4 protein-coding genes are annotated in these 6,948 nt (G+C 68.8%); 2 read left to right on the top strand and 2 right to left on the bottom strand.

The window, feature by feature from the left end:
* Positions 1-110: 110 nt before the first annotated feature.
* Both QCD68_RS16535 and QCD68_RS16530 read right to left on the bottom strand, forming a co-directional pair.
* Positions 111-944 carry an aldo/keto reductase gene (locus QCD68_RS16535; protein WP_290156389.1) on the bottom strand — a complete coding sequence of 278 codons (834 nt, stop codon included), beginning with the start codon at positions 942-944 and terminating at the stop codon, positions 111-113.
* 109 nt (positions 945-1,053) lie between these two features.
* Positions 1,054-2,988 carry a hypothetical protein gene (locus QCD68_RS16530; protein WP_301223807.1) on the bottom strand — a complete coding sequence of 645 codons (1,935 nt, stop codon included), beginning with the start codon at positions 2,986-2,988 and terminating at the stop codon, positions 1,054-1,056.
* Between the two features lie 167 nt (positions 2,989-3,155).
* On the opposite strand from QCD68_RS16530, the gene QCD68_RS16525 reads away from it, so the two are divergent.
* On the top strand, positions 3,156-6,179 hold the full coding sequence (locus QCD68_RS16525; RefSeq protein WP_301223806.1) for an Ig-like domain-containing protein: 3,024 nt from the start codon (positions 3,156-3,158) through the stop codon (positions 6,177-6,179).
* A 111-nt stretch (positions 6,180-6,290) separates the two neighbouring features.
* The gene (locus tag QCD68_RS16520; RefSeq protein ID WP_301223805.1) at positions 6,291-6,689 is read left to right on the top strand and encodes a DUF3060 domain-containing protein; all 399 of its coding nucleotides are present in this window, start codon (positions 6,291-6,293) and stop codon (positions 6,687-6,689) included.
* Positions 6,690-6,948 lie beyond the last annotated feature (259 nt).

Below are 6,948 nucleotides of genomic sequence, written 5' to 3'. Positions count from 1 at the left end.
GCCCCCCGCCACGTCCCGGGTCCCGCCCGCGCCCCCCCCCGCCGCCCCCCGCGCCCCCCCCCCACCCCCCCCCCCCCAGCGGGGGGGGGGCTTCGTCGTGTCGGATCGGACTACGCCGGGACGTAGTCGAACGTGTCCGGGTCCGGGCCGGTGCGGTGGCCCTTGTCGAGCACCGTGATGTCCGTCATGTCCTCGTCGGAGAGCTCGAAGTCGAAGATCGCGAAGTTCTCCTCGACGCGCGAACGGGTGACCGACTTCGGGAAGACGATGTCACCGCGCTGGATGTGCCAGCGGAGGACGACCTGCGCCGGGGTCTTGCCCGTGGCGCCGGCGATGCGGACGATGGTCTCGTCGTCGAGGACGAGGCCCTGTGCGATCGGGGACCAGGCCTCGGTGGCGATGCCGTGCTCGCGGCCGTAGGCGCGGAGCTCCTCCTGCGCGAGGTACGGGTGCACCTCGATCTGGTTGACGGCCGGGGTGACGGTCGTCTCCGCGGCGAGGCGGTTGAGGTGGTGGGCCTGGAAGTTGCTCACACCGATGCTGCGGCTGGTGCCGGCGTGGTAGAGCTCCTCGAGGGCCTTCCACGTCGGGACGAAGTCCGAGACGGTCGGCAGGGGCCAGTGGATGAGGAACAGGTCGGTGTAGCCGCCGAGCAGGTCGGCCGACTTCTTGCCGTTCTCGGCAGCGAGTTCGGGGGCGTGGAAGCCGTTGTTGAGCTTCGACGTGACGAAGATCTCGGAACGGTCGATGCCGGACTCCGCGATGGCCTCGCCGACCTCCTTCTCGTTGCCGTACATCTCGGCGGTGTCGATGTGGCGGTACCCGACCTCGAGCGCGGCCAGGGTCGCGGCCTTCGTCTCGGCGGGATCGATCTGGTAGACGCCGAAGCCGAGCTGGGGGATCGTGCGTCCGTCGTTGAGCGTGATGTTCGGAACGGTGGTCATGCCCTCCATCCAACTCCCCGCCCCTCAGCGAGCGCTCCGAGAGCTCCCAGCAGGGTGCGCCGACCGGTCCCGCGGGAGCCGGTCGGCGCACCCTGGTGACGGCCTCCGGTCAGGGAGTACCGACGATCGACAGCGTCGTCGTCGTGGTGTTCGCGCCACGGGAACGAGCCGTAGCCACCAGCAGGTGGTCCTGGTCGTCGAGGGCGGGCGTCCTGATCGCCCAGGTGCCGTCGTCACGGGCCACCGCCCGACCGAGGACGACGCCCGGCGCGTTCCGGTCGGTCAGGGTGACGATCGCCCCGTCGGCTGCGCGACCGGTCACCAGGACCTCCGGGAAGATCGGCGAGACCATGAAGCCGTCCCCGGGCGAGGTGATCCGCACGGCGGCGCCGTAGTCGATCGACACGTCGGCCCGGTCGGTCACCTGGCTGCCCTGGCGCTGTTCGGCTCGGAGCGTCCGCACACCACCGCGGTCCGGAGCAGGGAGCGAGACCTCCCATCGTCCGTCACGCACCGGGACGACCGCGATGCTGGTCTGCCCGTCGAACAACTCGACGGTCGACCCGGTGGCACCGGAGCCACCGACCACGACCGGGACGTCCACGTCGTCATCGAACCGGGCGGTGGCGCTGAAGTCCGGACGCGGGACCGCCACCTGCACGTCCGTCGAGCCGATCGACGTGGTGTTGACGAAGGCCTCGACCCGGACCGTGTTCGCGCCGTACTCGAGCCCGTCGAGCGCGGCCGTCCAGGCTCCCGGGCTCGTCGGCTGGATGCGCCGGGTCGTCTGCTGACCGTTGCGGGTCCAGGTGATCTCGAGGTCGGTCGTCCGGGCTGGCGTGGTGCCCTCGAGCATGGCACTGCGCGCGGACTGGTCGACGTCCGTCACCCGCGCGGTGAGGGCCTTGTCGTTCACCGTCGTGCGGACCGTCGCCGTGGTGTCGAACGACCCGGCGGCGATCGACCCGACCAGGCGAGCCGTCATCGAGCTCGAGGTCTGGGTGATGCCCAGCGGCGTCTCGACACCCATGGTGAAGCGGAACCGCTGGCCGTTCGCGACACCCCAGTCGCGGTTCGCCAGGGAGTACCGGTAGGTCCGACCGTCCGCGGACCGGACACCGCTCACCAGGGTGTCCCCGCTGAAGTCCGACCACGAGCCGCCCGACAACCGCTGCCCGCGCTGTCGGTCCTGGCCCGACGCGAAGGTGGTGCCTGCCGGGGCGTGGAACTCGATGGACCCGGACGGCGTCGAGAAGGCCGAGCGCGGGGTGAAGGAGGCCGACACCGAGGTCGTCGCGGCGCGCTCGAGGGTGGCGCTGCCGCTGTCCCCCACGATGCGCTCCGGCTGGGTCGGCGCAGCGATCTGGACCGAGACGAGCGCCTGGCCCTTGTAGGTGCCGCGGACGTACTGCTCGAACACGAGGGTGTTCCAGCCGACCGAGAGCCCGGAGACCGTCGCGCTCCAGACCCCCGGGTCGGCCGACGTCGCCGTCGCGATCCGGTTGTCGTTCCGGCGGACCTCGGCGCCGCCGGTCGCGTTGCCGCTGACCGTCACGGTCCGCTGCGCGTCGTCCTGCCGCACGACGCTCGCCGTGAGCTTCTGGTCCGGGAACGGACGGACGACCGGGTTGCCCCGGACGTGCGCGGAGTCCTTGCAGCCGAACAGCGTGCAGCCGTAGGTCCAGAACTCCGGGGTCTTCGCTTCGCCGTAGCGCCAGTTGGCGAACACCGCGGTCGAGGTCCCGCCGTCCCAGTGGTAGTCGCCGCCGACGTTGCCGACGTGGATTTGACACGGCGACTCGAACAGGCCGCAGTGCGGCGTGCCGGTGACGCGGTACGTCCGGGAGTCGATCGCGGTGAGGCTGACGCCGGTGGGCTGGTTGGCGACGGTGCGGCCTTGTGGGGCGGGTGCCTGTGTTGCGGGCGCGGTCGGGGTCGTCGGGGCTGTCGGCGCTGCTGTCGCTGCCGCCGGTGCCAGCAGGGCAGTGATCGTCAGGCCGACGGCAGCGAGCGTCGCGGTGCGGATCAGGGGTGGACGGTGCATCGATGTCCTCTTCCTCAGGGAACGTGGTCAGGAGGACCCTAGTGCTATTCCGTATTCAGATGTGATATATTTGCTGTCTGCCGCGGAGTCGCGGCCTGATCCGCTCCCGACACTCCGCAGCTGTGGGGTCCGGGATGTCCCATCACGAACAGAGAGACACCACACAGATGGCCAAGAAGAAGACCGTCGGGAAGCTGGGCGCTGGCGTCCTGGCCGCGACGACCGTCATCAGCGGACTCGGGTTCGGCATCATGCCGGCCGGCGCCGCGACCGAGACCAAGGCGTCGTCGACGCACGAGTACGAAGTGGGCGAGGAAGGAGCGCACTTCCAGCTCATCTCGAAGACCGACTCCGGGTACGAATATTTCGCTGGCGTCGGGCCCGGCGCCGCCTCCTACGGGGTCGTCAAGACGGCCGACACCATGGAAGAAGCGAAGCGGAGCGCCGCCCCGCTCACCGCTCACTTCGCCAGGACAGTTGACGGTAAGGACTTCTGGCAGATCCGCACCCGCGATGAAGCCGGATTGACGACCTGCCTGAGGGTTGATGGACTTCTCGCTTCGAGCTCCCCGGTCAAGTACGTGGGTGCGGCAATTCTCAGCGGTTGCACCACCGAGAGTTATGGCGAGTTCAGCGCGGAGGACGGAACGCTTCGGGCGCGATCCAGCACCCAAGGCGCCTGGTTGACGTCGAAGGTCATCACCGTAGGAAGGGTCGGCCCGGTCTTCGCGAGCACGAAAGAGGTTCCAGCCGAGAACACGTTCGTGAATCTGCCGACCACCCTCGCCGGCCTGAGCGCCGACGTGCAGGACGTCGACCTCGAGGCCGGTACGGCGCAGCTCGATGGTGTGGCACCGGACGACGCCACCGACGTCGAGGTCTCCTACCTCGACAAGGACAGCAAGAAGAAGACCTACAACGCCGCCGTGAAGGACGGCAAGTGGTCGCAGGCCCTCAGCGCCCTCGCACTGGGCAACACGTCGGTGCACCTCAAGGCCTACAACGGCGCTGAGCTCATCGCCGAGAGCGACGTCGACGTGGACCTGCCGGTCACGCCGCTGTCGGTCCAGCCGGAGCTCTCCGAAGCGAACGTCGAAGCGGTCGCGAAGCTCACCGGTTCGGCCAGCAAGAACACCACCATCAAGGTCAAGAGCGGCACCAAGCAGGTCGCGACGACCATGACCGGTGAGGACGGCTCCTTCGAGGTCCCCGTCAACGCCCCGAACGCCGCGGGTGACTACGAACTCACCGCGACGCAGGAGATCCGCAACGAGGACGCGACTCCGCAGGACGTCACGATCCCCTACGGCGCCGGTGTCGCCGTCTCCAGCCCGGAGAACGGCGCGGAGCTCGATGCCGGGCAGCCGCTCGTCGTCTCGGGCACTGCTCAGACGAACTCGCTCATCCGCGTCTACGAGAAGGGCAACCCCCGGGTCGTCCTCGGCCAGGCGACCGCGACCAACGGCTACCGCATCGTGCTGAACGACCTGGAGGACCGCGAGTACCAGCTCGTCGTCGCCGGCGTCTCGAAGGGCAACAACATCACCACCGCCGAGGTGACGGTGAACCCGGGCAAGTCCACCATCGCCCCCATCAACGGCTCGGTGACGTTCCCCGGTGGTCTGGGCGACAAGGCCCACGTCGTCGGTACGGCCGAGAAGGACATCGACATCTCGATCAAGAACGGAGATGACGAGGTCGCCACCGGGAAGGCGAACGGGAACGGCGCGTTCGACATCCCGATCCCCTCCCAGGGCCCCGGACAGCACACGCTGACGCTGACCGAGACGAAGGACAACTCCTCGAAGTCCACCGACGTCGTCGCCGACTTCGGCGCCGCCGTCACGGCCGAGGTCGACGGCTCGTCCACGATCGCGGGTTCCTCCGCCACGGTCACCGGGACCGGCGCGAACGACGCGCGGATCGTCGTGAGCGAGAACGGGAAGACGGTCGCGGAGGGCACGGTCCGCGACGGGGAGTACTCTCTGCCGATCGAGAAGATCCAGGACGGTGAGCACGCCTACGTCGTCACGCAGACCGCGAAGGGGAACACCACCAGCACCGCCCAGGTCACCATCACCCGCGACGCACCGGTCACCGAGGTCACACTGACCTCGCCGAAGTCCGGCGACACATACCCGGCACGTTCCACGGTCCGGTTCGAAGGGACCGGTACCCCCGGCGCAAAGGTCGTCCTCGACGCTTTCTTCGCCCTCGCCGACTTCGAGACCACCGTCGATTACGACGGGAAGTGGCACATCGACCGCCCGATGAACGTCGGCACCTACGAGTTCGACGTGGTTCAGACCGCGAAGGGTGACAAGGTCAGCCGTGTCGACGGCATCGAGCTCACTGAGGAAGGTCTCGCCGTCGATCGGCCGTTCGCGGTCACCGCTCCGGCGAACGGTTCCCAGCACAAGGACGAGATGGTCACGTTCTCCGGGACCGGGACGCCCGACAGCACCATCAGTCTCGACCCGAAGAACCCTGCCCTGGCGACCGTGACGACGACGGTCAAGAAGAACGGGCTCTGGGAGGTCAACCGGTACCTCGGGACGGGTGCCTACGAGTTCGACATCATCCAGGCGAAGGGCGGCAGCGAGACCGGTCGGACGACGATCCGGGTGAACCAGTCCGCCGCGGTGACCAAGCCGTTCGCCGTCACGTCCCCTGAGGCCGACTCGACGCACAAGAACGAGACCGTCCGGTTCGCCGGCACCGGTGCCGCCGGTAGCACGATCACTCTCGATCCGAAGAACCCTGCTCTGGCGACGCTGACGACCACCGTCAAGGACAACGGGGACTGGGAGGTCAACCGTTACCTGGGCTCCGGCGTGTACGAGTTCGAGATCCGCCAGACCACCAACGGCCAGCTCAACGGGAGTGCCACGCTGCACCTCAACGGCGAAGCCGACCCGGTGGACAAGGACTTCGCCGTGACGAGCCACCAGGACGGCGACACGTTCACGCCGAACTCCTCCGCCGTCTTCCGGGGCACCGGCACCGCTGGCGCACAGGTCGTCCTCGACCCGGGTGCCGGGCTGGCGAAGGTCACGACCGAGGTCAAGCGCGACGGCAACTGGGAAGTCACGAAGTACCTCGGCAACGGGAAGTACACCTTCACCCCGACGCAGACGGTCGGCGGCAGCACCACCACCTTCCCGGCGTTCACCATCACGCCGACGCAGTAGCACCACCCGGGTGGCTTCGTCGATCCGCTGCGGCCGCCACACCGATGGGCGGGGAGCTCGACTCCCCGCCCATCGGCCCTGACCAGACTGATCAACCCGAAGGAGACCTCGATGCGTACTCCCCTCATCGCCGGCGTCCTCGCGCTCGGCGTCATCACCGGCGTCACCGCCTGCAGTCAGGCAAGCCCCGCGCCCACCCCGAGCACGAGCAGCACCCCGACCGCACACGTCGCGACCTGCACCAAGGGCGTCGCACTGCTGAAAGCGGACCGCCAGCACAACGAGCAGCCTGCTTGCGACACCTTCCAGGTCCTGGGCCACCGCAACCACATCACCATCGGCGACACCAAGCAGCTGACGGTCGAGGGCGACCACAACACAGTGGTCGTCAAGAGCGTCGAGAACATCACGAGCGCCGGCGATCGGAACACCATCTACTACGAGGGCGCCGAGCCGGACTTCGACGAACTCGGGAGCCACACCAAGGTCCTCCCGATCTCGGAACGCTGAGACGACGACCGATCGCGACCCACAGAAGAGGGCAGCCCGTGAACCGGCTGCCCTCTTCTGTGTCGGCGCACGACTCGGTGACTCCCCGCGCCGTCGCATCAGTTCCCGCAAGTCCTCAGGTGGACCGGGGCACGCATCCACCTCGGTCGGCCCGAGGACCGGGGTCGCGCCGAACGACCTGATCCGCCAGAGAAGCGGCCGCCCCCCGGGGGGGGGGGGGGGGGGGGGGGGGGGGGGGGGGGGGGGGGGGGGGGGGGGG

This window comes from Curtobacterium sp. PsM8, from assembly GCF_030433875.1.
In the GTDB taxonomy this organism is placed as follows: Bacteria; Actinomycetota; Actinomycetes; order Actinomycetales; family Microbacteriaceae; genus Curtobacterium.
This window is presented reverse-complemented; position numbering and strand designations above follow the sequence as displayed.